The sequence below is a fragment of the Asticcacaulis sp. W401b genome (assembly GCF_046503825.1).
Lineage (GTDB): Bacteria > Pseudomonadota > Alphaproteobacteria > Caulobacterales > Caulobacteraceae > Asticcacaulis.
In genome coordinates, this window is the sequence record NZ_JBKFEE010000001.1 from 840,136 (window position 1) to 864,298 (window position 24,163).

Annotated in this window: 20 protein-coding genes and 1 tRNA gene; 9 read left to right on the top strand and 12 right to left on the bottom strand. The window is 61.4% G+C overall.

Translation table 11 applies throughout. The features are described from left to right. The 3 genes from ACK8OE_RS03935 to ACK8OE_RS03945 form a co-directional block, all read right to left on the bottom strand. Positions 1–282 (bottom strand): helix-turn-helix domain-containing protein, encoded by a 282-nt coding sequence (locus tag ACK8OE_RS03935; RefSeq protein ID WP_410271450.1) that lies wholly within the window; start codon positions 280–282, stop codon positions 1–3. 349 nt (positions 283–631) lie between these two features. After that, a complete protein-coding gene (locus ACK8OE_RS03940; protein ID WP_410271451.1) occupies positions 632–946 on the bottom strand; it encodes an Arm DNA-binding domain-containing protein in 315 nt (104 codons plus the stop codon). Positions 947–1,136: 190 nt separating this feature from the next. After that, positions 1,137–1,223 (bottom strand) — tRNA-Leu (locus tag ACK8OE_RS03945). Positions 1,224–1,454: 231 nt separating this feature from the next. Between ACK8OE_RS03945 and ACK8OE_RS03950 the strand changes: the two genes are divergently transcribed. Continuing rightward, complete coding sequence (locus ACK8OE_RS03950; RefSeq protein WP_410271452.1) at positions 1,455–2,420, top strand: complex I NDUFA9 subunit family protein; 966 nt, start codon at positions 1,455–1,457, stop codon at positions 2,418–2,420. 50 nt (positions 2,421–2,470) lie between these two features. On the opposite strand, the gene ACK8OE_RS03955 is transcribed toward ACK8OE_RS03950, so the two are convergent. The 3 genes from ACK8OE_RS03955 to ACK8OE_RS03965 all read right to left on the bottom strand — a co-directional run bounded on the left by ACK8OE_RS03955 (position 2,471) and on the right by ACK8OE_RS03965 (position 5,007). Continuing rightward, complete coding sequence (locus ACK8OE_RS03955) at positions 2,471–2,860, bottom strand: hypothetical protein (RefSeq protein WP_410271453.1); 390 nt, start codon at positions 2,858–2,860, stop codon at positions 2,471–2,473. A 111-nt stretch (positions 2,861–2,971) separates the two neighbouring features. Next, positions 2,972–3,769, bottom strand: a complete 798-nt coding sequence (locus ACK8OE_RS03960) for an undecaprenyl-diphosphate phosphatase (protein ID WP_410271454.1) — start codon at positions 3,767–3,769, stop codon at positions 2,972–2,974. A 47-nt stretch (positions 3,770–3,816) separates the two neighbouring features. Beyond that, complete coding sequence (locus ACK8OE_RS03965; RefSeq protein WP_410271455.1) at positions 3,817–5,007, bottom strand: citrate/2-methylcitrate synthase; 1,191 nt, start codon at positions 5,005–5,007, stop codon at positions 3,817–3,819. Between the two features lie 267 nt (positions 5,008–5,274). Here ACK8OE_RS03965 and ACK8OE_RS03970 point away from each other — a divergent pair, with 267 nt between their 5' ends. Genes ACK8OE_RS03970 through pgi form a run of 5 tightly spaced genes read left to right on the top strand, consistent with a single transcriptional unit; the run spans position 5,275 to position 10,686 of the window. Then, positions 5,275–6,240: a cation diffusion facilitator family transporter gene (locus tag ACK8OE_RS03970; RefSeq protein ID WP_410271456.1), complete on the top strand. Its 966-nt coding sequence runs from the start codon at positions 5,275–5,277 to the stop codon at positions 6,238–6,240. 1 nt (position 6,241) lies between these two features. Further along, positions 6,242–6,934, top strand: coding sequence for a glutathione S-transferase family protein (locus ACK8OE_RS03975; RefSeq protein WP_410271457.1), 693 nt, complete (start codon positions 6,242–6,244; stop codon positions 6,932–6,934). Beyond that, entirely contained in the window at positions 6,934–8,100 is a 1,167-nt protein-coding gene (gene queG / locus ACK8OE_RS03980) for a tRNA epoxyqueuosine(34) reductase QueG (protein ID WP_410271458.1), read from the top strand. The genes ACK8OE_RS03975 and queG overlap by 1 nt, the downstream gene beginning before the upstream one ends. After that, the gene (locus ACK8OE_RS03985) at positions 8,090–9,076 is read left to right on the top strand and encodes a glycosyltransferase family 2 protein (protein WP_410271459.1); all 987 of its coding nucleotides are present in this window, start codon (positions 8,090–8,092) and stop codon (positions 9,074–9,076) included. The genes queG and ACK8OE_RS03985 overlap by 11 nt, the downstream gene beginning before the upstream one ends. Then, complete coding sequence (gene pgi / locus ACK8OE_RS03990; protein WP_410271460.1) at positions 9,073–10,686, top strand: glucose-6-phosphate isomerase; 1,614 nt, start codon at positions 9,073–9,075, stop codon at positions 10,684–10,686. Before ACK8OE_RS03985 ends, pgi begins: the two co-directional genes overlap by 4 nt. 141 nt (positions 10,687–10,827) lie before the next feature. Here pgi and ACK8OE_RS03995 read toward each other — a convergent pair whose 3' ends face one another. The 4 genes from ACK8OE_RS03995 to ACK8OE_RS04010 form a co-directional block, all read right to left on the bottom strand. Beyond that, on the bottom strand, positions 10,828–11,052 hold the full coding sequence (locus ACK8OE_RS03995; RefSeq protein WP_410271461.1) for a sensor signal transduction histidine kinase: 225 nt from the start codon (positions 11,050–11,052) through the stop codon (positions 10,828–10,830). A gap of 285 nt (positions 11,053–11,337) precedes the next feature. Beyond that, entirely contained in the window at positions 11,338–15,858 is a 4,521-nt protein-coding gene (gene gltB / locus ACK8OE_RS04000; RefSeq protein ID WP_410271462.1) for a glutamate synthase large subunit, read from the bottom strand. After that, positions 15,855–17,300, bottom strand: a complete 1,446-nt coding sequence (locus tag ACK8OE_RS04005; RefSeq protein ID WP_410271463.1) for an NAD(P)-dependent oxidoreductase — start codon at positions 17,298–17,300, stop codon at positions 15,855–15,857. The genes gltB and ACK8OE_RS04005 overlap by 4 nt, the downstream gene beginning before the upstream one ends. Positions 17,301–17,714: 414 nt before the next feature. Beyond that, positions 17,715–18,998, bottom strand: a complete 1,284-nt coding sequence (locus ACK8OE_RS04010) for an ammonium transporter (protein WP_410271464.1) — start codon at positions 18,996–18,998, stop codon at positions 17,715–17,717. 345 nt (positions 18,999–19,343) lie between these two features. Between ACK8OE_RS04010 and ACK8OE_RS04015 the strand changes: the two genes are divergently transcribed. Beyond that, on the top strand, positions 19,344–19,808 hold the full coding sequence (locus tag ACK8OE_RS04015) for a helix-turn-helix domain-containing protein (protein ID WP_410271465.1): 465 nt from the start codon (positions 19,344–19,346) through the stop codon (positions 19,806–19,808). After that, positions 19,805–20,380, top strand: coding sequence for a PIN domain-containing protein (locus tag ACK8OE_RS04020; RefSeq protein WP_410271466.1), 576 nt, complete (start codon positions 19,805–19,807; stop codon positions 20,378–20,380). The genes ACK8OE_RS04015 and ACK8OE_RS04020 overlap by 4 nt, the downstream gene beginning before the upstream one ends. Here the strand turns inward: ACK8OE_RS04020 and ACK8OE_RS04025 are convergent. Beyond that, a complete protein-coding gene (locus ACK8OE_RS04025; RefSeq protein ID WP_410271467.1) occupies positions 20,370–21,530 on the bottom strand; it encodes a DegT/DnrJ/EryC1/StrS family aminotransferase in 1,161 nt (386 codons plus the stop codon). The genes ACK8OE_RS04020 and ACK8OE_RS04025 overlap by 11 nt on opposite strands. Before the next feature lie 371 nt (positions 21,531–21,901). Here ACK8OE_RS04025 and ACK8OE_RS04030 point away from each other — a divergent pair, with 371 nt between their 5' ends. Next, positions 21,902–23,335 (top strand): aldehyde dehydrogenase family protein, encoded by a 1,434-nt coding sequence (locus ACK8OE_RS04030; protein ID WP_290795853.1) that lies wholly within the window; start codon positions 21,902–21,904, stop codon positions 23,333–23,335. A gap of 205 nt (positions 23,336–23,540) precedes the next feature. Here ACK8OE_RS04030 and ACK8OE_RS04035 read toward each other — a convergent pair whose 3' ends face one another. Further along, complete coding sequence (locus ACK8OE_RS04035; protein WP_290795850.1) at positions 23,541–23,909, bottom strand: hypothetical protein; 369 nt, start codon at positions 23,907–23,909, stop codon at positions 23,541–23,543. Positions 23,910–24,163 lie beyond the last annotated feature (254 nt).

Sequence of the window (24,163 nt, forward strand, 5' to 3'; positions counted from 1 at the left end):
TTAACCCCAACCCGATCCGTCCCCGTTACCGCGTCCTGCGCCAAGACCTCTCCCATCCCCGTCTTCACTAATACCATGAAGCTCAAGGGTAAGGCCCAGCATTGACAACACGATCAGAGCTTTCCCGATATGGCAGGACTCCTTGCCTTGCTCGAGTTCACGCAGATAGCGCACCCCAACGCCCGATGTGGAAGCAAGCTGCTCTTGTGTAAGCCCTTGGCCCTTACGCGCTCGGCGAACGCTGCGACCAATGTCCTCGGCCCTTCTGATATGCGTCATCATCAACCCTTTCGGGACGATCGTAGCATTACAGTTTGAAAAAAACAACAAATCATCCCGTTCGGGATTATTTCAATTTCTAAAGCCGGATTTGGGAAAAAACACCCCGATCGGGTCGTTTGATCCAAGGAGAACAGGGATTCGGCTCGCCTCAATTGAGGCTATCCTCCCGTAGCAACGCAAAGATATGGCGCACTTTTTTTGAATGACGTCCTTCTCATGCGAAGTCGTGTAATGAATGGCCCTAGCTCGCGACAGGCTCTATTTGCGCCACGGTAGCTCCAGTTGGCCGGGGAAGGGATCGGGGATGGCTGTCCTCGGCTTCACTGCACAATTGGATTTAGTCGCGCTCTCAGTGGGTCGAACCTGTGGCGGCTACGGCATCGAAAGTGCTGGCATGGGCGATCTTCGCCTGAACGATTCTTCGCTTTTTTTCCGCAGCCGGATCAATGCCCTCTGAGAGCAACCGCTTGGCATCGTCACGCTTAAAACGGGCCTGTTTGAGCGTTACCTCAGGGTACTTTCCCAGCGACAGGATGTTTTCACGCCCAAAATGCCGGTAACGCATCTGCCAGAGGCGATTTCCTGACGGTTGAACCGACAGATAAAGGCTGTTCCCATCGGAGATTTTGTAAGCTTTTTCCTGCGGTTGCGCCGTACGCACCATCTTATCTGTGAGGGCCTTGTGGGTAACGGATTTTCAGAAAGTGTGGGTAAAAGGCCTATTACCCACTCGTTACCCACAAATGCGCCGGACAACGCCGGACGCACGTGGAAGTTCGCGGATAATTAATCCGCTAAACTACCTTATTTTAAAGGATTTTTCAAATATTTCCGGACTTGTCCGGAAAGCTGATTGGTGCCCAAGAGAGGACTCGAACCTCCACGACCGTTAAGCCACTGGTACCTGAAACCAGCGCGTCTACCAATTCCGCCACCTGGGCACTTATAATCAGGCTGCGTTCCGATCTTGCGACCGGAGGCCGGTGAAATACAGAGAAGGCCGGGGCAGGTCAATGGCCTTTTTGAAAGTTTTTTACATTTCCACAGATGACTGCGCGGAAAATGGCGGACGCTGTGCCCGTCAGGGATTGCGACGCACAAGCCCATGCGCTAATTGAGGGTTTACAAAGGGTGCCGCCCCAAAGGCATCCGCGCATCCTGAGGTTTCCATCATGTCTCAACTGTCCTCCAGACTGGTCACCGTGTTCGGCGGGTCGGGCTTTGTCGGCAAGCAGGTCGTCCGCGCGCTGGCGCAAAAGGGCTGGCGCGTGCGCGTCGCGGTGCGCAAGCCGACCTACGCCTACGATCTCAAGCCGCTGGGGACTGTGGGGCAGATTCAGGTCGTGCGCTGCGATGTGCGCAAGGAGGCCGAGGTGCAGGCCGCGCTTAGCGGCGCGTCGGCGGTGGTCAATCTGGTCGGCATTCTGTATCAGACGCCGGGCGCCTCGTTCGACGCCGTGCACCGCGCCGCTTCGAAAGCCATAGCCGAAGGGGCCGCGAAGCTCGGCATCAGCGATTTTGTGCAGATGTCGGCGCTGGGGGCCGATGCCAAATCCTCATCGAAATACGCCTCGACCAAGGGCAAGGCCGAAGAGGCCGTGCGCGCCGCCATTCCGTCGGCCGTGATCGTGCGCCCGTCGGTGATCTTCGGGCCGCAGGACGGCTTCTTCACCGGTCTGGCTGAGCAAATCAAGACCTTCCCGGTCATGCCCTCCATCGGCGGCGGCAAGACGAAGTTCCAGCCGGTCTATGTCGGCGACGTGGCGCGCGCCATTGCCGATACGCTGGGCAATCCGGCCTTTGCGGGTCAGACCTTTGAGCTGGGCGGGCCGGAAACCTTCACCTTCAACGAGCTGATCAAATATGTCGGCGAAGAGATTCAATCGCCACGCGCCCTCGTCTGGATGCCGTTCGCGGCGGCCAGCCTGATCGGTCTGGTCGGTGATATCAGCTCGCTGCTGATCAAGCCGCTGCTGACGTCGGATCAGGTGCTGCTGCTGCAAAAGGACAATGTGGCGTCGGGCAAGCTGCCGGGCCTGCGTGAGCTGGGCATCGTGCCGACGGCTGTGGAGTCGGTGGTGCCGTCCTATCTGTGGCGCTTCCGCAAGAACGGTCAGTTTGCCGAATACGCGGGCTGAGGCGGTCAGGATAGTTTGAGGAAAACCCTCCGGTTGCGCCGGAGGGTTTTTTATGGTCTCGAAGACACGGGCGCTACGGAATCGAGCCATTCGAGCGCCCTGGAGGTGCGGTCAAAGGTCAGGATCTGCCCGTGCGTATAGGCTTCGTCAAAGACGCGGGCGCGCACTTCAAATAGCACTTCGTTGGTGATGACGGCCACCTTGTTGCAGATGTCCATGCCGGCCGTTTCGCCGTGCCACCACGCCAGCAGCCGCTCCACCTCGCCATAGTCATAAAGCCCCGTCGCGCGGCGGTAATCGAAGATACGGCGATAGGTCCAGGCAGAGCGGTTGGCCTTATAGCCCTCGATGATCAGGTCGGTGAGACGCGCACTGTCGATTTCGCCAAGGACCCGAAAGGTCATCAGCTTGCGGTCAGGGTCTATGTCGATTTCCAGCACGGTGAGCGTCCTCGTCTGTTTTTTGGCCGCTGCCCGTGCGGGGTACAGATAGCGACGTTTGATACAGAGCGGACACAAAAAAACGGAAGCCTGTAAAGAAAAATCTTGGGATTAGTGCCCCAGTGACAGCAGAATCAGGCCGAGGCCGCCAACCACAATGCGCCAGATGGCGAAGATGCCGTAACCGTTCTTCGCCACGAAGTTCAGCACCGCCTTGACCACAATCAGCGCCGTCACAAAGGCCGCAATAAAGCCTACGGCGACCAGACCCATGTCGTTGAAATTCATCTGGTTATGGGTCTTGTACACATCATAGGTAAAGGCCCCCAGCATGGTCGGCATGGCGAGGAAGAAGGAAAACTCCGCCGCCGCCTTCTTTTCAACGCGGCACAGCATGGCCCCGATCAGAGTCGAGCCTGAGCGCGACATGCCGGGGATCATGGCCAGACACTGAAACACGCCGATGATCAGCGAGGTTTTGAAATCGATGCGGAAGGCGTCGCCCTTGTCCGGCGTCGGCGCGTACTTGTCCACCAGCCACAGGATGATGCCGCCGACGATCAGGCTGATGCAGATCAGGCGCGGGCTTTCGAACAGCACGCTCTTGATAAAGTCGTGGGCCAGCACGCCAATCACCAGCGCCGGAAAGAAGGCCACAAGAATAGACACCGCAAACCCACGCGATTCCGGCGAGGTCGGCAGGGTGATCAGCACGTTCCACAGCTTGTTGAAATAGAGGCTCAGCAGGGCCAGCACGGCGCCCAACTGGATCAGCACGGCGAAGGTGTTGCTGGGGGACTCAAAGCCCAGAAAATGCGACAGAAGCAGCAGGTGGCCGGTCGAGGAGACGGGAATATACTCGGTCAGGCCTTCGACGAAACCGAGAAACAAGGCAATCAGATAGTCCATAAAATCGGTCCGCAAAAAAGGCTTAGATGAAGGAAATCTGCCTAATCTCAGGCATTTGCGGCCAAAGGATGTTCGCCGACATAGCGCAGCCGCACATTGGGCGCGGTGCCGGTTTCGGTTTGTTCAATGGCGTGGGCCAGCCATCCGGCCGAGCGCCCCAGCCCCATCAGCGTAAAGGGCGCGTCCTTGGGCAGATCGAGGTGTCGCCCGATCAGAGCCAGCGCAAGAGTAAAGCCCAGCGGTCGCCCGGTCAGTTCCTCACCGACGGCACGGATGGTCTTGAGGTCTTCGCCGATGTGCGGGGCGGCGGCCATCAGGGCTTCGGCTCGCAGGGCATCGCAGGGCGATTGTTCGGCTTCAAAGCCCGGCAGTTCAACGCCCTGACGTAGGAAGGTTTCGGCGACCAGCCGCGGATTGCCCTGACGGCGCACCTGCGTCACATAGGCTTCGGCGCGCGACACCCGCCCGCCCATGGCCGGACCGCTCAGGGTGGCAAAACCGGCCATCACCGGCGATGACAAGGGCCCCTGCGACACGGCGGCGGCACGCGCCGCCAGAGTCGCGGCATCGAGCCCGTTATCGGCGCACAGCACCAGCGCCCGGCGGATCAGATCGACGTCGCGCAGATCATTGACCTTCCACGCGCGGGCCAGACGCTGATGGAAATAGAGGCGCGGTCCGCCATTGGTCACCGCGTCGAACAGCTCATTCAGTATGCCTGCCGCTTCAAGCCGCAAATGGCGTTCGGTCGCCTGTTCCGACAGGGCGTCTTCGTCCAGACGCCGCGACAGCATCCCCCACACGCGGGCGCGCGGCCCGCCGGTGAAGTTGACGTCCGGGCGCGGTTTTAACGGCCCGAAGGGGTTGGTGGCTTCGTCCTTCCACAACAGGGCGGCGACGGTCTCGAAATTCTCGGTTTCGCTGAGCGCCAGGCTGTCGTGCGTGCGGTAAAAGGGGCGGTTGTCGATGGCGATAAAGATGTCGGAATCGATCGTCGCCTCACCGCGCAGGGCGGATTTACCGCTGAGCGCCGGCAGAACCGCCGGGGCATCTTCGGCCGGGCGCGGCCCGCGCTGCGTCAGGCGCTCAATATCGTCGAGGGCATAGAGCGAGCGGCGCGGATTATCCGGGTCGGTACGCGCGGCGATGCGCTGACGGCTGACATAGGCGTAGAGGGTCTGCGGCTTGACATCCAGTCGCTGCAAGGCTTCGGCGCGGCTGATCCACTGACGCGACATGGGTAAACCCTCAAAGCGCATTCCGAAAAGTGTGAAACGGTTTTCGGATGAAATGCGCGACGAAACGAAAGGCTAGAGCGGGATTTCGCTCCATTTGAGCGAAACCCGGCTCTGACATCCGGGCTGATAATCAAGATTGATTATCAGGAACTTTAAACACAGCCGGGTTTAAAATCCAGCCATGTTTAACAGGGGCTTAAAGTTTTTGTAGCGTGGTAGATTCAGGCGTATACAGATGCCGCTTCTGGTTATTTTAAGGCTCCCGCCATGGCCCTGCCCTTTACGCGCCTGATCAACCCGTTCAGCTTCAGCGGCCTGACGCCGCAGGAGATGATCCTGCGCGTGTCGGCCCTGTCGGTGTTCGTGGCCCTGACCCTGATCGGGCTGAAGACGCTGGCGCTGATGGCGTCGGGATCGGTGGCGGTGCTGGCCTCGCTGACCGATTCCGGGCTGGATCTGCTGGCCTCGCTGATTACCTTTTTCGCGGTACGATTTGCCCGCACCCCGCCCGATAAGGAGCACCCGTTTGGTCATGGCAAGGCCGAGGCCTTTTCGGCCCTGTTTCAGGCGGCGCTGGTCTTTTCATCGGCGGCCCTGATCCTGCGCGACGCCTGGGACCATCTGCGCGCGCCTGAGCCGGTCAGCGGTGGTCTTTTGTCCGTAGCGGTGATGATCGTGTCGCTGCTGCTGACCGGGCTTCTGATCGTGGCGCAGAACGCCGCCCTGAAGGCGTCGCAGTCGGTGGCCGTGTCCGCCGACCGCGCCCACTACCTGACCGACATTGCCGGGAACAGTATCGCACTGGTCGGCGTCGGGGCCGGTGCGCTGGGCGTGCCGCATATCGACGCCATTGCCGGGGGCGCGATTGCCCTGTGGCTTTTGTGGGGGGCGCTGCACGTGCTGAAAGACGCCGCCGACAGCCTGATGGATCGCGCCCTGTCGGACGAAGATCAGGCGCGCATCCACGAACTGGCGTCTGATGACGCCGAAGTGCTCAATGTCCACCGTCTGCGCACGCGCATTTCCGGACCGCACGTGCTTATCCAGATGCACATGGCGCTGCGGCCCGACCTGACCCTTGTCAGAGCCCATGAAATAATCGTAAGCGCTGAAAAACGCATATTGTCGGCCTTTCCCAATGCCGACATCCTGATTCATCCCGACCCGGACGGCGCGTCGGAGCCGCATGGCGGCGTCTTTGCCGAAGCGCACGACCGGGTGCATCAGATCTGACATGAACACACCCCTGCGCACCCTTTATCATTTCGCCTTCGACCCGCATTCGCGGCTGGTCCGGCTGTCGCTTGGCGAAAAGAAGCTGGCCTTTGAGGAGGCCCCGGTCAAATACTGGGAGCCGACGGATGAGTTTCTGCGCCTGAACGTGTCGGGCCTGCTGCCCGTGCTGGTCGAAAGCTACGACCACGGGCGTTCCGTCACCCTGTGTGAGAACCGCGCCATCCTCGAACACCTCGATGAGACCGCGTCCGAGGTGCGGCTGTGGCCCACCGACCCGCAGGAGCGCGGTGAGGCAAGGCGTCTGGTCGGCTGGTTCGAGCGCAAGTTTGATTACGAGGTCAACGCGCTTCTGCTGCACGAAAAGATGGAAAAGCGCCTGATGGGCATGGGCGCCCCGAATCTGTCGGCCCTGCGCGCCGGGCGCGACGCGCTGCGCGACCACCTGCTCTATTTCGAAAGCCTGCTTGAGGCGCGCAACTGGCTGTCCGGACGCCACATGTCCTATGCCGATTTCGCGCTGGCCTCGCACCTCAGCGTGATCGACTATGTCGATGAGATGAACTGGGACCGCTATAAACACCTCAAGACCTGGTACATGGTGGTCAAGTCGCGTCCGGCCTTCCGCCCGCTTTTGGCCGACACCCTGCCGGGCGTCGCCCCGTCAGCGCACTACCGCGAACTGGATTTTTGATGGACGCGCGACCCGACAACCCCGCCGCGCACAGGGAGACGGGGTTTAAGGCAGACATCACGGCACGGGCAAAGGCGCTCGGCTTTTCCACCGTCGGCTTTACCAACCTGCCGCAGGCATGGGACGCGGCGCAGCGCCTGAAGGCCTTCATCGCCGCCGGCTTTCACGGCGAGATGACGTGGATGGAAGAGACGCTGGAGCGGCGTCTGCACCCGCAAAACATGTGGAACGGCGCCAAAAGCGCCATCGTGCTGGGCTTCAACTACGGCCCCGACAGCGACCCGCTTCTGGGGCTTTCCGAGCGCGATCTGGCCAATATCAGCGTCTATGCGCGCGGCGACGACTATCACGACGTCATCAAGAAAAAACTCAAGCAACTGGCCGGCGACATCGTGGCCGCCTATGGCTGCGAGTTGAAGGTGTTTGTCGATACCGCGCCTTTGATGGAAAAGCCGCTGGCGCAACTGGCCGGGCTGGGCTGGCAGGGCAAGCACACCAATCTCGTCTCGCGCGAATTTGGCTCGTGGCTGTTTCTGGGCAGTATCCTGACCGATATGGAACTGCCGCAGAGCCTGACCGAGCGCGACCATTGCGGCTCGTGCCGGGCCTGCCTCGACGCCTGCCCCACCGACGCCTTTGTCGGGCCGTATCAGCTCGACGCCCGCGAATGCCTGTCCTATCTGACCATCGAATTTCGCGGCCATTGGCCCGACCGCTTCCGCACGGCCATGGGCAACCGTGTCTATGGCTGCGATGACTGTCTGGCCGCCTGTCCATGGAACAAGTTCGCGGTGGAAGCGTCCGAAGCCAGGCTGAAAGCGCGCGAAGGCTTCAATGCCCTGTCTCTGGTCGAGCTGGCGCAACTGGATGATGCAGCGTTCCGCGCCCTGTTCAGCAAGTCGCCGATCAAACGTATCGGTCTGGCCACCTTCCTGCGCAATGTGCACTATGCGCTGGGCAACAGTTTTGATGATCTGGTGGACCCGGACAAGATCGCGGTTTTGACACGTAACCTCGGCCACGACAGCCCGGTGGTGCGCGGTTCCGCCGTCTGGGCCTTGTCGCGCGGCCTGAGCGCCGAAGACTTCCGCGCCCTGCGCGTGCAGCACCTGCCGCAGGAGGACGATCCCGACGTGTGGAGCGAATGGAGCCGCCATGTCGCCTAGGTTTTCCTTAATCGTCCTGTCCTATCAGAGCGGTGCCTATCTTGAGCGCTGTATCGAGGCCCTGCTTGCTCAGACTACGGATGATTTTGAAATCCTGCTGGCCGACAATGCCTCAACCGATGGCGCGCCGGAGGCCGTGGTGGCGAAATTTCCGTTGGTCCGCCTGATCCAGAATGGCGGCAATCTGGGTTTTGCCGCCGGTAACAATGCCGCCGTTCGCTTTGCCAGGGGCGAATGGCTGGGCTTCATCAATCCGGATGTGTTTGTGCACGCCCACTGGCTCAGTGAAATGGCGCAGGCCATCCAGGATTATCCGCACACGCACATTTTCACCTCCCTGCAACTGGACCCGCAGGATCAGGGCGTGCTGGACGGGGCCGGGGACGGCATGAGCTTCTTTGGCTTTCCCTTCCGCATGGGCTATCGCGCCGCGCGCCCGGCGCACATTCCGGTCAGCGAAGTGTTTTCACCGTGCGGTGCCGCCTTCGTCATCAAACGCTCGCTGTTTGAGGCGCTGGGGGGCTTTTACGAGCGCTTTTTCATGTACTGCGAAGACGCCGATCTGGGCTATCGCGCGCGGCTGCGGCGGGAGCGCACGCTGCTGATCCCGCAGGCGCGCGTCGATCATATCGGCTCGGCCACGCTGGGGGCGCGCTCGGATTTCGCCCTGTTCCACGGCTATCGCAACCGCCTGTGGCTGTTCGTCAAGAACACGCCCGCGTCCGTCCTGTGGCTGATGCTCGTGCCGCACCTCTTGTTTAGCTTGTCAGGGGCGCTGAAGGATGTATTGAAGGGACGCGGCCCGGTCGTCGGTCGCGCCCTGAGGGAAGCCGTTATGGGCTTGGGCGCGGTGATGCGGGACCGCCACCAATTACAAAGTACCCGTCTTTTGCGTTCAACCGATTTATTATCTCAATTTAGCTGGGACCTGCGCCTGATCCTGCGGCGCGGCCTGGACCTACGGAGCCCGAGATGAGCCTTTCCGAAGCCTTTACCGCCCTCAAAACCCAGGCCGCCATCGACGCCAAAACCCCCATCGTGGCGCATTTTGAATACGAAGCCGACCGTCTGGGTGCGCAGTCCCTGTCGGTGGCCGGGCTCTATGTCGATGTGTCGAAGCAGTCGTGGTCTGACGCGGGCTTTCAGGCGGCGCTGAAGCTGTTCGAAGCCGCCGACCTGAGCGCCGCGCGTGAGCGCATGTGGACCGGTCAGGCGATCAACGTCTCGGAAAACCGCGCCGTTCTGCACGTCGCGCTGCGCGATTCCGACGGCGAAAACGCCCGCCTGCGTGGCGCGGAGATCACCGCCGACGTCAAGACGGCGCGCGACGCCATGAAGGCCTACGCCGACGGCATCCGCTCTGGTCAGATCGTCGGCGCGACGGGTAAGCCGTTCAAGACCATCCTGCATATCGGTATCGGCGGCTCAGACCTCGGCCCGCGTCTGGTATGGCAGGCCCTGACGCCTCTGAAGCCGCAAATCGACATCCGCTTTGTGGCCAATGTCGATGGCTCGGAGCTGGCGCTCAACACCGCCGATCTTGACCCGGCCGAAACGCTGGTCATCGCCGTGTCGAAGACCTTCACCACGCAGGAAACGCTGGCCAACTTCCTCGCCGCGCGCGATTGGCTGATCGCCGGTTTGGGCGAAGCGGCGGCCTCGAAGCACCTCGCCGCCGTCTCTGCCGCCCCGGCCAAGACCTCGGCCTACGGCATCCCCGAAGACCGCGTGTTCGGCTTCAAGGACTGGGTCGGTGGCCGCTATTCTCTGTGGTCGGCGGTATCGCTATCGGTCATCATTGCCGCCGGTTATGACGTGTACGAACGATTGCTCGCCGGTGCCTATGAGATGGATCAGCACTTCCTCACCGCGCCGTTTGAAAAGAACGCGCCGCTGCTGCTGGCCGCCGCTCAGGTGTTCAACCGCATCGGCCTCGACCGCCCCGCCCGCGCCGTTATTCCGTATGCGCATCGTCTGCGCCGACTGGCCGCCTTCCTGCAACAGCTTGAGATGGAATCTAATGGCAAGCGCACCGACGGTTCTGGCAAACTGCTACCGACGAAGACCTGCCCGGTCGTCTTCGGCGACGAAGGCACCAATGCCCAGCACGCCTTCTTCCAGATGCTGCACCAGTCGGAAGACATCGTGCCGCTGGAGCTGATCGCCGTGAAGTCGAACCCCGAAGCGCCGCTCGACATGCAGCAAAAACTGCTGTCGAACGTCATCGCGCAGGGTGAGGCCTTTATGGTCGGCAAGTCGCTGGAAACCGCTGAGGCCGAATGCCGCGCCGCCGGTTTCGACGCCGAAAAGACCGCGATCATCGCCCCGCAAAAGGTCTGCCCTGGCAACAAGCCCTCGACCCTCGTCCTGCTCGACGCCCTGACGCCGGAAACGCTCGGTGCCCTCTTGGCACTCTATGAGCACAAGACCTTTGCCGAAGGGATCGTCATGGGCCTCAACAGCTTCGACCAGTGGGGCGTGGAACTGGGCAAGACTCTGGCCAATGCCGTGCTGGAAGACATCACAGGCAGCGCCATCAAGGCGCACGACCCGTCCACGACAGCGGCCATCGCACGGGTGAAATAGCAGGGGCACAGCCCCTGCACCCGTTAGTGGGAGTCAAAAAAGCCGCCTCTGCCAAGGGGCGGCTTTGTTCGTATGCGGCGCAACCTTGTTGGTGCTTTTTGTGGCACGAGCAGTCCGTCAGAGGACTTAACGTCAACCCTGTCACTCTGGTTTATTGGTTTCGCCATCTATTTTCTTTCCGAGCCACTCGATGAAGTTATAGACAAAATGAAAGCCAACACATGCGATCATAAAGCCTAGCCCTGCCAATACATTGGGCCAGCCGGCTCTGCCGTGGCCGAATGCTATTTCATATAGATAGCTGGCTGTAATTATGGTCGATACGATAAAGGAAACAAGGATTGGCATCCGGAAAAACCAGCGCATTTTGTGATCTTTCTCTGACATCGCAAACACAAGCCTGCACGGCATATACACTCTGACAATGTCAAAACCTATACTCTTGAAGACCTGCCTGACCCGTATGCTCCGGTTCTGTGAACCGCATTATGGCTCCCATTTTTGCAGCCGTTCATGCGGATTCACGATCTGATCTTGAGTTCGTCCCTCATGATTGTCGCCAGTCAATTGGCGCTTAATACAAAAAGCCGCCCCTTTGCAGAGGCGGCTTTTTTATGCTCCAGCGAAGGGGTGCAGAGGCTGTGCCCCTGCTTAAGCGACGGCGGCTGCTGTCTTCGCCTGAATGGCCAGTATCTCGTTCGGCATGACCTGAACGAAGGCCTTCAGTGCATTGTCCCAGTCGTCGAGGATGGTCTCGGCGCGCGGGGACTGCGTCTTTTCGAAGTGCTCGGCAATCAGGGCCTTGAGATCGGCCTGATCGCTTTCGGGCACGTCGCGCAGGGTGATGCCTTCCGGGTTGATGTATTTGGCGAACGCCCCTTCGGTGTCCCAGACATAGGCGACGCCGCCGGTCATGCCCGCGCCGAAATTGGCGCCGGTGGAGCCGAGGATGACCACCTTGCCGCCCGTCATATATTCACAGGCGTGGGCACCGGCCCCTTCGACCACGGTCACCGCGCCGGAGTTGCGCACGGCGAAGCGTTCGCCGACGCGGCCCGCCACGAACAGCTTGCCCGAGGTCGCCCCATAGAGGTTGGTGTTGCCGGCCAGCATCTGGTTCGGCTGCCACTGCTTCGGACGCACGACGATGGTCGCGCCCGACAGGCCCTTACCCACATAGTCGTTCGACTCACCGACGAGGTCGATGAACAGCCCCTTGACAGCAAAGGCCCCCAGCGACTGACCCGCCGAACCGCGCAGTTGCAGCGTCAGGTGCCCGTCGGCCAGCGTGTCGCCGAAGTTTTTGACCAGCAGGTGCGAGGTGCGCGTACCCACCGCGCGCATGGTGTTGCGCACGTCATAGGTCAGCGACATCTTCTCACCGCGTTCGACCAGCGGCACGGCGTCCTTGACGATCTGAGCGTCCAGCGTGTCGGCCACCGCATTGATCTCATGCGGCAGGGTGACCGGCGCGGTCGGGTCTTTTTCGACGCGCACCAGCAGCGGGTTGAGGTCGAGGTCATCGAGGTGCGCCCCGCCGCGCGATACCTGACGTAGCAGGTCGGTGCGGCCGACGGCCTCATCCAGCGAACGCAGACCCAGCGAGGCCAGGATTTCGCGCACTTCTTCGGCGATGAAGCTGAACAGGTTGATGACCTTTTCCGGCGTGCCGGTGAACTTGGCGCGCAGACGTTCGTCCTGCACGCAGACACCGACCGGGCAGGTGTTGGACTGACACTGACGCACCATCAGGCAGCCGATGGCCACCAGAGAGGCCGTGCCAATGCCGAACTCTTCGGCCCCCAGCATGGCGGCGACCACGATGTCACGGCCCGTGCGCATCCCGCCGTCGGAGCGCAGACGCACCTGACCGCGCAGATTGTTCATGGTCAGGACCTGATGCGCTTCGCTGAGGCCCAGCTCGAACGGCAGGCCGGCGAACTTGATCGAGGTGAGCGGCGACGCGCCCGTGCCGCCGACCTGACCGGAGACGAGGATGGCGTCGGCCTTGGCTTTGGCGACGCCCGCGGCCACCGTACCGATGCCCGACTGCGACACCAGCTTCACCGTGACGCGGCAGTTCGGATTGATCTGCTTGATGTCGTAGATGAGCTGCGCCAGGTCTTCGATCGAATAGATGTCGTGGTGCGGCGGCGGCGAGATCAGGCCCACGCCCGGCGTCGAATGGCGCATACGGGCGATGAATTCCGTGACCTTGAAGCCCGGAAGCTGACCGCCCTCACCGGGCTTGGCCCCTTGCGCGACCTTGATTTCGACTTCGCGGCACTGGTTGAGATATTCCGCCGTGACGCCAAAGCGGCCAGAGGCGATCTGCTTGATGGCCGAGTTGGGGTTATCGCCGTTCGGACGGCGGACATAGCGTTCGGGGTCTTCGCCGCCTTCGCCGGAGACCGAGCGCGCACCAATGCGGTTCATGGCGATGTTCAGCGTCTCGTGCGCTTCGGGGCTGAGGGCCCCCAGCGACATGCCGGGCGTCACGAAACGCTTGCGGATTTCGTTGACCGATTCCACCTCTTCGATGTCGATGGGCTTCGCCTTCGGGGCCCAGTCGAGCAGGTCGCGCGGCGCGGTGGGCGCGTCTTTCGACATCTTGGCCACCAGACCCGAATAGGTCTTGAAGACCTTATAGTCACCGCGCGTCGTCGCGTCCTGAAGCAGGTGGATCAGCTTCGGCTGATAATAGTGGGTCTCACCCGCCGCACGCATCTTGTAGAAGCCGCCAATGGGGATCAGGGCGCGCTTCGACGCCCAGGCTTCGGCGTGCAGCGCCTTCAGCTTGGTTTCGATACCGGCCAGACCGATACCGGAAATGCGCGAGGTCACGCCGGGGAAGAACTCACCGACCAGCGCCCGCGACAGGCCCAGCGCTTCGAACTCATAGCCGCCGCGATAGGAGGAGATGACCGAGATGCCCTTCTTGGCGAGGATCTTCATCAGACCCGCCTCGATGGACTTCTTGTAGTTCATGAAGCACTTGTACGAGGTCTGGGCGCCGTAACGGCCCTTGTCCAGACGCTCCTGCATCAGCTCAAGCGCCAGATAGGGGTTGATGGCGGTCGCGCCGACACCGACCAGAACGGCGAAGGCATGGCTGTCCAGCGCTTCGGCCGAGCGCACGATGATCGAGACGAACGAGCGCAGACCTTCCTGCACCAGACGGGCATGGACGCCCGCAGCGGCGAGGATCATCGGCACGCCCATGCGCTCCGGACCCGACTTCTGATCGGTCAGGACGATCATGGCGGCGCCATTTTTCACAGCAGCCACGGCCTCACCGCGCAAGCTGTCGAGCACGGCGCGCAGGCCCGCCCCCGGCGCCGCCCCTTCGGCGGGCAGCGGGAAGGAACAATCCAGCTCCGCCACCTGACCGACATTGCTGGTGGCCAAAAGGCGCTCATACATGCCCGTCGTCATGAACGGCGAGTCCATGACCAGCACATTGGCCTGCGTCGCGTCTTCGGCCAGGATGTTGCCGAGGTTCTTGAAGCGCGTCTTGAGCGACATGCCGGCTTCTTCGCGCAGCGGGTCGATCGGCGGGTTGGTGACCTGCGCGAAGTTCTGACGGAAATAGTGCGACAGGGGCCGCCACTTTTCCGACAGCACGGCCAGAGGCGTATCGTCGCCCATCGAGCCGATGGCTTCCTTACCGTCCTTCACCATGGCGTCCAGCACGGTGTCGAGGTCTTCGAGCGTGTGGCCGGCGGCGATCTGACGGCGGTCGAGCTCCTCACCGAAATAGGCGCGCGGCTCCGGCCCCGGCTCGATGATCGAATCGACATCGACCATGTTTTCCAGCCACTTGGTGTAGTCGTGCTTGGAGGCCAGCGCGTCGAGGATTTCGTCCTCGCTGAACAGCTTACCGGCTTCGAGGTCCACGGCGATCATGCGGCCCGGCGCGATGGTCATGCGGTGCGCCACGCGGTCTTCGGCCACGCCCGTCATGCCAGCTTCCGAGCCGACGATCAGCAGGCCATCCTGCGTTTGGGTAACGCGCAGCGGGCGCAGACCATTGCGGTCCTTACCGGCGATGACCCAGCGGCCATCGGTGGCACAAACAGCCGCCGGGCCGTCCCACGGCTCCATCACGGCGTTGCAGTAGGCGTAAAGCGCGCGGTGCGATTCCGGCATGGTCACGGCCTGCTTCGACCACGCTTCCGGGATCAGCAGGGCCTTGGCCATCGGGGCCGAACGCCCGGCGCGCACCAGAAGCTCAAACACATTGTCGAGCGCCGCCGAGTCCGAGCCGCGCGGCTGAATGACCGGCTTCACGTCGCGGTCATTGTCGCCAAAGGTCGCCGCCGCCATGCGGATTTCGTGCGACTTCATCCAGTTGACGTTGCCGCGCAGGGTGTTGATTTCCCCGTTGTGCGCCAGCATGCGGAAGGGCTGGGCCAGACGCCATTCGGGGAAGGTGTTGGTCGAGAAGCGCTGGTGGAAGACCGCCACGGACGAGACGAAACGCGGGTCCTTCAGGTCGAGATAGAAGTCATCGACCAGCTCGGCCCGGAACATGCCCTTATAGATCAGGGTCTTCGACGAGAAGGAACACAGATAGCAGTCGAGATTGGCCTCTTCGACGCGCTTTTCGATGCGGCGGCGGCACAGGAACATGGCGCGTTCCAGCGCCTCTTCCTCAAGACCGTCGGGCGCGGCCAGCATGATCTGCTCGATTTCCGGGCGCGTGGAATTGGCGCGCGTGCCCAGTTGCGACACATCAACCGGGGCCTGACGCCAGCCATAGAGGTAGAAGCCGGAGCGCAGGATTTCGGATTCGACGATGGTCCGCGCCGCTTCCTGAGCCCCCAGGTCGTTGCGCGGCAGGAAGACCTGACCGACCAGCACCGGGCCGGGGCGCGGCTCATGACCGATATTGCGCACCTGCTCGCGGAAGAAGTCCTGCGGCACATTGATCATGATGCCCGCGCCGTCGCCCGACTTGCCGTCGGCATCGACCGCGCCACGGTGGAACAGGGCCTTCAGCGCCTTGACCGCCAGTTCGACCACGTCGCGGCGCGGCCGGCCATCAATGGAGCAGACCACACCGACGCCGCAGGCATCGAATTCCGTGCGCGGATCATAGGCATCGGCCTCGATCAGAGCGTTACGGTTGCGGTGATAGAGTTCGTAAGACGAGGAGCCGGAAGAGATCATTGAGCGGCCTCCAGAGAAGCGGAAACGTTTGACTGAATAAAGTGGTGGATGTCGGCGGCGGCGTCCTGTCCTTCGCGAACGGCCCACACGACCAGCGACGCGCCGCGCACGATGTCGCCGGCGGCAAAGACGCCCGGCACAAAGGTCTGGAACTCACCGGCCTGCACCTTGATCGTGCCCCACTTGGTGACTTCGAGGCCCGGCTGGTTGAACAGAACCGGGATGTTTTCCGGCTCAAAGCCCAGCGCCTCGATGATGAGATCGGCGGGCAGGTCGTTTTCGGCACCGGGGATGTCCTCGATGCCCTGACGGCCCTGCGCGTCCGGCGTGGTCAGGCGCATACGCTGGATGCGCAGGCCCGACACGTGCTCGGCATCGCCCAGCACGGCCTTGGGGGCCGACAGCCATTCGAACTTCACGCCCTCTTCCTCGGCATTGGCCACTTCGCGGTCCGAGCCCGGCATGTTGGCGCGGTCGCGGCGATAGACGCAGGTCACGGCCTTCGCGCCCTGACGGGTGGCGGTGCGCACGCAGTCCATGGCCGTGTCGCCGCCGCCGATGACCACGACGGTCTTGCCTTCGGCGTTCAGCGTGCCGTTGTCATAGGCCTCAACCGCATCGCCAAAGCCCTTGCGGTTGGAGGCGGTCAGGTAGTCGAGCGCCGCCACGACGCCTTTCGAGCCGCAGCCCGGCACGCTCAGACGGCGCACCTTATAGACGCCGGTGGCGATCAGAATGGCGTCGTGCTTCTGACGCAGCTCCTCGAACGACACGTCATTGCCGATATCGCAGTTGAGGACGAATTCGACGCCAGAGTCGGCCAGACGCTGGGTCCGGCGCAGAACGACGTCCTTTTCCAGCTTGAACGACGGAATCCCATAGGTCAGAAGGCCGCCCGGACGGTCGTAACGGTCATAAATGGTGACCTTATAGCCCAGCGTGCGCAGACGGTCGGCCGCCGCGATCCCTGCCGGGCCCGCGCCGATGATGCCGACGCTCTCCGAACGCTCCTGCGCCGGGACGATGGGCTCGATCCAGCCCTCTTCGAAGGCCATGTCGTTCACATAACGCTCGACCGCGCCGATGGTAACGTTTTCCCAGCCCGACTGCTCCAGCACGCACGAGCCTTCGCACAGACGGTCCTGCGGGCAGATGCGGCCGCAGATTTCCGGCAGGGTCGAGGTCGCCGAGGACAGGCGGAAGGCCTCCTCAAAGCGTCCTTCGGCGGTCATGCGCAGCCAGTCGGGGATGTTGTTCTGCAACGGGCAGCCCGACTGACAGAAGGGCACACCGCACTGGGCGCAGCGCGACGCCTGCGCATTGGCCTGCTCCGGTTTGAAATCGGCGTAGATTTCATTGAAATTTGTGATGCGGGTCTTCGCTTCGGCCTTCGATGGCGTCTTCTTGTATTCAACGACGAAGCGGTTCGTCTCGTAGGTCATAGGCCCAACCTCACAACTCGGTGCAAAAACCTTCCGTTTTCGGAAGATGGAGTTTAGTTTGTTACAGCGCGCTAAAACGCCCTAAAGCGCAAAAGCCCGCTGAGTTAAAGCGGAAAATGATGTTTTCCGGCGTTTCCCGCCAAAATCGCGACCAAAAACCGAGGTCGTGGGATTTTTGCCGGGGTAGTTACAAATCGTACTATTTCACATGCCTTTTCCTGGTTTTATCACCCCGTTTCCGGAGCGTAAACCGAAGGTCCAGACATAAGAACCCCCCAGTGTCTGCCGGGGCAATCCCGGCAAATCCTGAGGGGCGTTTCCGTTCCGGTTTTGTAAGTCCTTGCCGCTCGGTTCGGGCGGGGCTGTCCTTGACCGGTTCCGGTTCAGCCCCTTGTCCCTTTGGCGGGCTCCGGGCTATCCGTGCTGGGTCTCTCCGTGCTGAGTAGCGTCAAGACCCTCGATCTCCTGCTCCTCGTCCACACGCAGGCCTGTGGTGAATTTGCAGATCATCAGAATGAGGAAGGTGACCACCGCGCTCCAGCCGATCACGACCACGAGGCCCAGCACCTGTTTAAGTACGGTGGCGTCCTTGGCCAGCGCATTGATGCTTTGATTGGCAAAGACCGCCGTCAGCACCGCGCCCACCAGACCGCCGACGCCGTGCACGCCAAAGGCGTCCAGCGTATCGTCGTATTTGAAGGCTTTTTTGAGGGCCGTCGCCCCGAAGAAGCAGGCGATGCCGCCGATAAAGCCGATGGCCAGCGCGCCCTTGGGATCGACAAAGCCCGCCGCCGGCGTAATGGCGACAAGGCCCGCCACAATGCCCGAAATCATGCCGAGCAGGGTCGGTTGCTTGCGCTCAAACCATTCGACAATGGTCCAGCCGACCGCGCCCGTCATGGCGGCAACAATCGTGTTGAGCACGGCCACGCTGGCCAGCGCATCCGCCGTCCAGGCCGACCCGCCGTTAAAGCCCAGCCAGCCGACCAGCAGCAGCGACGCGCCGATCATCGTAAAGGCCAGATTGTGCGGCGGCATATAGTCGCGCGGGAAGCCCCGGCGCGGCCCCAGAACCAGCGCGCAGACAAGGCCGGCGATACCGGAATTGACGTGCACCACCGCCCCGCCGGCAAAATCGAGCACGCCCATACCGCCGAGGAAGCCGCCGCCCCACACCCAGTGACACACCGGTGCATAGACCAGCAGCGTCCACAGAGCCGTAAACAGCAGGAAGGCCGAAAACTTCAGACGCTCGGCAAAGGCCCCGGCGATCAGGGCCGGGGTGATGATGGCAAAGGTCATCTGATAGGCGACCCACAGAAACTCCGGCAGTTGCGGCGCCAGACCGAACGCCGTCTGCATGGTCACGCCGTTGAGCAGCACCGCATCGAACGAGCCGATAAAGCGGTTCAGCCCTTCATTGCCATTCAGGCCGAACGACAGCGAATAACCGGCCACGATCCACAGCACGGACACGACAACGGCTGCCGCCACCGACTGCGCCATGGTCGCCAGCACGTTCTTCTTGCGCACCATGCCGCCGTAGAACAGGGCCAGACCCGGCAGGGTCATCAGCAGCACCAGCGCCGTAGAGACGATGATCCACGACGTGTGACCGCTATCAAGCGCCAAAACCGCCTGATGCTCGAGAAGCGCAGGTGCTGCCGTCGCTGCTGCTGCCACTGATCCCGTCGTCATACCGCCTGAACCCCGATCGCACTCTGAAAAGGTTTGGAAAACTCGCATCTGCACACAGCGCCCAGCCCTCAGGCTTGACGTTGCGCGTCACAGTTTTTCCGACATTTTTGCTCTTTGCGCGAAATTTTACCGAAAAGCGAGCAAATTTTGCGTCATCTGGCAAAAAAATTCACAAACCGCGTTTCGAACTGTTGCAGAGCGGTAAGGTCACAAATCTGTCCCCTCGAAACCGAACCGATATATAGTTTCGGCTGTTTCGTATGTTTCGTTTATTTCGTTTGTAGACAAGGCTGTCTTCACTTGCTATCCTGTGCAGGAAAACAAACCCCGTCGCAGGAGGCGAAAATGCTGGCGTTACTGGATCAGACGCGCGAACCGTTCATCGCCGACGAAGCGGAAGCCCTGATTGCGCGGCAGGCCGCGGATCGGTTGAAGGCCGTGGCTGAGGCGGGGGAAAGTATCCGGATTACCGTGGACGGTGAAGCCGATCACAGGGTCATTGTGCCCCTCCCCGCGCGCGCCGTCACGCTGATCCATCAGGTGCTGGTCGCCATGGCCGATCAGACCCCGATGTCACTTATTCCGCATGCGGCAGAACTAACGACACAACAGGCCGCAGACTATCTCAACGTGTCACGTCCCCATCTCGTTCGCCAGTTGGATAGTGGCAAATTGCCTTTTCGCAAGGTCGGCAGCCATCGCCGGGTGCGGTTCGCCGATCTGGTGGCTTACGAACGCGCGTGCCGGGAGACACAGAAGGCTGCCTTGGCGGAACTCAACGCAGAAGCCCGGCGGTTGGGACTGGAATGATTTCCACCTTCACCGCCTTCATTGATGCGAATGTATTTTATGGCGCGAGGCTGCGAAGCCTCGTGCTTTTTATTGCGCAGACCAAGCTGTTCCGCGCGCGCTGGTCCGAAAAAATTCATGACGAATGGATGGGTAATCTCCTCCTCAACAGGCCTGACCTGAAAATGGAGGACCTTGCCAAAACACGGGCGGCCATGAACGCCGCCGTACCGGATTGCCTCGTAGAGCGCTACGAAAGTTTAATCGCCGGTTTGGCTCTGCCGGATGAAGATGATTGCCACGTGGTCGCCGCAGCGATCATGACACGGGCCAACGTCATTGTGACCTTCAATGAAAAAGATTTCCCCGCCGAAACACTGAAACCGCTCCGGCTTCACGCCAAACATCCGGACGAATTCCTGCTGGACGCCTTCAGCCTGTCACCAGAGATTTTCATCGAAGCGGTCAGGGCGGATTTTGCGCACTACAAAAATCCGCCCCTGACCTTTGACACCGATATCGAAAGCCTGACCAGAGCCGGAGTGCCCAAATTAGCCCATGCGCTCAAGGCGTTCGAAGTGCTTATGCCTTAAACGCCTTTACCGCCGCGACGATCTCAGCCTGCGTTTCGGCGGTGAGGTAGGGGCTGAACGGCAGGCTGATCACCGTCTTCGACTTGGCTTCTGACACGCTCAGATCGCCCGTGCCGGATTTGAACATCGCATAGCCCGGCTGCTGGTGCAGGGGGATGGGGTAATAGACCGCCGTCGGGATGCCTTTTTCACGAAGAAAAATTTGCAGGCCGTCGCGGTTTTCATGCTCGATCGTATATTGCGCCCAGGTCGAGACGTAGCCGTCCTTCACATAGGGCACGCTGCTCACATAGCCGTCCAGCGCCTCATTATAGCGCTTGGCCACGGCCTGACGCAGCGCGATCTCTTCGGCAAAGATGGCCAGCTTTTCGATCAGCACGGCGGCCTGAATCGTATCGAGGCGCGAATTCATGCCGATGCGCACATTGAGGTACTTGGCCTCGTGCGTGTAGTTCATGGTCGCCGCATCGGTCGGCGTCGCGCCACCGTGCACCCGGAACGAGATCAGGCGCTCCAGCAGCGCGTCATCATTGAGCACCACCGCCCCGCCGTCGCCATAGCAGCCCAGCGGCTTGGCCGGATAGAAGCTGGTCGAGGTGGCGTGCGCCCATTCCAGCGGCTGCTTGCCGTCAATGGTACAGCCAAAGCCCTGCGCCGAGTCGGCAATCAGGAACAGGCCATACGCCTGCGTGATTTTTGAGATCGCCGGATAGTCGGCAGCCTGCCCGAACAGATCGACGGCGATGACCGCGGCGGGCTTCAGACGCCCCTCGGCCTTAACGGCGGCGATGGCGGCCTCAAGCTTTATCGGGTCCATATTATAGGTCTTGGGGTCGATATCGACAAAGACCGGCTCGGCCCCCGTCATCGGCACCACCTCGGCGGTGGCGACGAAGGTGAAGGCCGGGACAAACACCGCATCGCCCTTGCCCACACCCAGCCCCAGCAGGACCAGCTCGATGGCATCCGTGCCATTGGCGCACGACAGGGCGTGCTTCGATCCGGCGAAGGCCGCCAGATTGGCCTCAAAGGTGCGGACCTCCGGGCCCATAATATAGGCGCCATGATTGAGCACTTTTTTGATCCCGTCTTCGATAGACGCGCCAATGCGTTCGCGCTGCGCACCCAGATCAATAAAGGGAATAGCCATGAGACACCTTCGGTAAGCCACATCAGTTGAGGCAGAGACTTATCACCCCTCGCGCCCGGCGCACCTCAAAAGGCATTACCTATCGTTTCATCTGCGGCCTATCGTCGCGGCGCGGCAGGTCAAATATTCGGATACCGTATACACAGTTACTTGTCGGACATTTACGCGGGCGATGCGCCGTGCTAAGGCGGCGGCAGACGTGATCCGCGCCCTTCGGATTTCGCTTGAGCCCGTCGCGGCTTTTGCGCATAAGAGCGGCGTGTGAGCGCTAACATGTTTTCACGGATACCCGTTCGGCATTGGTACGGACGCGGGTCCGGGTTTATTTCCGTCGCACGGGCAAACGCCTTATTCATTCAGGGAGAGCTACCTTGACCACCTTCGGCAATCTGATCAACGGCGAATGGGTCGTTACCGGCACCACCTTCAACAACATCAACCCGTCGGACACCAACGACATCATCGGCGTCTATTCGACCGCCGGTGAGCCGGAAGTGAAGGCCGCCATCGCCGCCGCGCGCGCCGCCTTTGAAACCTGGCAATATTCGACGCCGCAGCAGCGTTTCGACATTCTCGACGCCGCCGGCACGGAAATCCTGGCCCGCAAGGCCGAGCTGGGCGCGCTGTTGTCGCGCGAAGAAGGCAAGACCCTGCCGGAAGGCATCGGCGAAGTGACCCGCGCCGGTCACATCTTCAAATATTTCGCCGGTGAAGCCCTGCGCGCCCACGGCGAAGTGCTCGATTCCGTGCGTCCGGGCATCAAGGTCGAAATCACCCGTGAGCCGGTCGGCGTCATCGGCCTGATCTGCCCGTGGAACTTCCCCATCGCTATCCCGGCGTGGAAGATGGCACCGGCCATCGCTTTCGGGAATACGGTGGTGTGCAAGCCGGCTGAGCTGACGCCGGGCTGCGCCTGGGCGCTGGCCGACATCCTGACGCGCGCCGGCCTGCCCAAGGGCGTGCTGAACGTCGTCTTCGCCCGCGGTTCGGTCGCCGGTCCGCTGCTGATCGACGGCTGCGACGCCATCACCTTCACCGGCTCGGTCCCGACCGGCACGCGCGTGCGCGACGCCGCCGTGGCCAAGGGCAAGCGCATCCAGTGTGAAATGGGCGGCAAGAACCCGGTCATCGTGCTCGACGACGCCGATCTGAACATCGCCGTCAACTCGGTGCTGAACTCGTCCTTCTTCTCGTCCGGTCACCGCTGCACGGCCTCGTCGCGCATCATCGTGACGGAAGGCATCGCCGATAAGTTCGTGGCCGCTCTGGCCGACGCCGCCAAGGCCATCAAGGTCGGCGACAGCCGCGCCGATGGCGTGCAGATGGGCCCGATCGCCTCTCAGGAACAACTCAAGATCGCGCAGGACGCCGTGGCCAAGGCCAAGTCCGAAGGCGGTGTGGTCGTCGCCGGTGGCGAAGACCTGACCTTCGGCACGCCGGGCTATTATTACGCCCCGACCCTGATCGACAAGACGACCCCGGACATGGCCATCAACAAGGAAGAGGTCTTCGGGCCGGTCGCTTCGGTCATCCGCGTCAAGGACCTCGACGAAGCCATCAAGGTCGCCAACGACACCGAAATGGGCCTGTCGGCCGGTATCTGCACCTCGTCGCTGAAGGCTGCTGAAACCTTCAAGCGTAAGGCTCAGGCCGGTATGGTCATGGTCAACCTGCCGACCGCCGGCGTCGATTACCACGTGCCGTTCGGTGGCCGCAAAGCCTCCTCCTACGGCCCGCGCGAACAAGGCGCCTACGCCAAGGAATTCTACACCATCGTGAAGACGGCCTATACCTTCGCGGGTTAAGTTCGCTGGACAAAGGACGTGGGGGCAGCCGCCCCCACACCCCGAAACATTAAAAGCGCCCCCGGCAACGAGGGCGCTTTTTTTGGCCTGAGAGGGCGGTTGTTTAGAGCGATGGGCGGAAAAGTGTGAGCGGTTTTCCGCAAAAGCATCGCGACAAAACAAAAATTTAGAGCGAAATGGCGATTCCACTCAAAGTCATTTCGCTCTACCGGCTGGCCAGAGCCGTGCCGCGCACCAACGCCACCAGTTCCGGGCTGGCCTGACGATACTGGATCGACTCGATCTGATCATTGACGCCGCGCGCGTGGCCTTCGACCCACACCACCTTGCCATCGGCCAGAGCCGCCTTGACCTTGAACTGCGTATCGAAATGCGTGCTGCCGCCTTCGCAGCGATCGAGGTCCACCACCGCCTTGCGCACCGGACCGGACACGCTTTCGGCATCGGCCTTCACCGAGTCGGCAATCGCCTTACCCACCATGCGCTCCTGCTGAGCGTCGCATTCGGCAAAGGCCGGCACGGCGAGGGTCAGAAAGGCCGCAGCGGCGGCGGCACCATAGACAGATTTCATCATGACGAATTCACTCCATTTTTTCTTGTTCTTGGGCGAATGCCTTGTTCAAGGGCGCAACCGTAACCCGTGGGACTGCCCATAAAGAATGCGCCAATTCAGAGGTTTGGCAACAAAAAATATTCCGGACCCTGAACAAAATCACGGATTTTTTACCGCCGATATTTAATCAGTTTACGGATTAAATGAGCTAATAATATTGTGAAATAAAAGAATTTTGCTCTTCAAGGGAAAAAAAGAAGCCCGACCTAAGGGCC

Excerpts from the sequence above, each read along its gene's own strand:
- ACK8OE_RS03950 (WP_410271452.1), top strand. The coding sequence starts at position 1,455 with ATGTCTCAACTGTCCTCCAGACTGGTCACCGTGTTCGGCGGGTCGGGC.
- ACK8OE_RS03975 (WP_410271457.1), top strand. The coding sequence starts at position 6,242 with ATGAACACACCCCTGCGCACCCTTTATCATTTCGCCTTCGACCCGCAT.
- ACK8OE_RS03995 (WP_410271461.1), bottom strand. The coding sequence starts at position 11,052 with ATGCGCTGGTTTTTCCGGATGCCAATCCTTGTTTCCTTTATCGTATCG.
- ACK8OE_RS04035 (WP_290795850.1), bottom strand. The coding sequence starts at position 23,909 with ATGATGAAATCTGTCTATGGTGCCGCCGCCGCTGCGGCCTTTCTGACC.
- ACK8OE_RS04020 (WP_410271466.1), top strand. The coding sequence starts at position 19,805 with ATGATTTCCACCTTCACCGCCTTCATTGATGCGAATGTATTTTATGGC.
- ACK8OE_RS03960 (WP_410271454.1), bottom strand. The coding sequence starts at position 3,769 with ATGGACTATCTGATTGCCTTGTTTCTCGGTTTCGTCGAAGGCCTGACC.
- ACK8OE_RS04025 (WP_410271467.1), bottom strand. The coding sequence starts at position 21,530 with ATGGCTATTCCCTTTATTGATCTGGGTGCGCAGCGCGAACGCATTGGC.
- ACK8OE_RS04015 (WP_410271465.1), top strand. The coding sequence starts at position 19,344 with ATGCTGGCGTTACTGGATCAGACGCGCGAACCGTTCATCGCCGACGAA.
- ACK8OE_RS03985 (WP_410271459.1), top strand. The coding sequence starts at position 8,090 with ATGTCGCCTAGGTTTTCCTTAATCGTCCTGTCCTATCAGAGCGGTGCC.
- ACK8OE_RS03970 (WP_410271456.1), top strand. The coding sequence starts at position 5,275 with ATGGCCCTGCCCTTTACGCGCCTGATCAACCCGTTCAGCTTCAGCGGC.
- ACK8OE_RS03965 (WP_410271455.1), bottom strand. The coding sequence starts at position 5,007 with ATGTCGCGTCAGTGGATCAGCCGCGCCGAAGCCTTGCAGCGACTGGAT.
- queG (WP_410271458.1), top strand. The coding sequence starts at position 6,934 with ATGGACGCGCGACCCGACAACCCCGCCGCGCACAGGGAGACGGGGTTT.
- ACK8OE_RS03940 (WP_410271451.1), bottom strand. The coding sequence starts at position 946 with ATGGTGCGTACGGCGCAACCGCAGGAAAAAGCTTACAAAATCTCCGAT.
- ACK8OE_RS03935 (WP_410271450.1), bottom strand. The coding sequence starts at position 282 with ATGATGACGCATATCAGAAGGGCCGAGGACATTGGTCGCAGCGTTCGC.
- pgi (WP_410271460.1), top strand. The coding sequence starts at position 9,073 with ATGAGCCTTTCCGAAGCCTTTACCGCCCTCAAAACCCAGGCCGCCATC.
- ACK8OE_RS04005 (WP_410271463.1), bottom strand. The coding sequence starts at position 17,300 with ATGACCTACGAGACGAACCGCTTCGTCGTTGAATACAAGAAGACGCCA.
- gltB (WP_410271462.1), bottom strand. The coding sequence starts at position 15,858 with ATGATCTCTTCCGGCTCCTCGTCTTACGAACTCTATCACCGCAACCGT.
- ACK8OE_RS04010 (WP_410271464.1), bottom strand. The coding sequence starts at position 18,998 with ATGACGACGGGATCAGTGGCAGCAGCAGCGACGGCAGCACCTGCGCTT.